The 350-nt window shown below is 39.1% G+C and carries 1 protein-coding gene; it reads left to right on the forward strand.

Going from position 1 to position 350, the window contains the following annotated elements; genetic code table 11:
- The coding region (locus tag A1D18_RS06750; RefSeq protein WP_216094997.1) for a hypothetical protein at positions 1-312 on the forward strand (312 nt) is incomplete at its 5' end.
- Between the last annotated feature and the right edge of the window lie 38 nt (positions 313-350).

Raw genomic sequence — 350 nt, forward strand, 5'->3', positions numbered from 1 at the left:
ATACTAAAAACCTATGCTCCTCAATGTGAAGCGGAGATTCAAAAAATATTAGACGAAATAGAACGTGATCGTAAAGCCTTTAGAGCAGAGCTTGCACAAGTAGGAAAAGAGATTGCACAGATGAGAAAAGAGCGAGAAGAAGCGGCAGCAAAACGAGCACAAGAGCGAAAGGAGATGAAAGAAGAAATTGAGCAATTAAGACAACTAATGTTGGCACAAAACAGAACTACAAATCAAATACCCAAAGAAGCAACGTCATCACAAGAGCAGGAAAGATCAGGAAACAACGCATATTTTTTTGGTAGACGGTAATATGGTTGAAGGAGGATGTTATTCAAAGAGAGGATGCT

Origin of the sequence: Candidatus Rickettsiella isopodorum (genome assembly GCF_001881495.1) — a bacterium.
Lineage (GTDB): Bacteria > Pseudomonadota > Gammaproteobacteria > Diplorickettsiales > Diplorickettsiaceae > Aquirickettsiella > Aquirickettsiella isopodorum.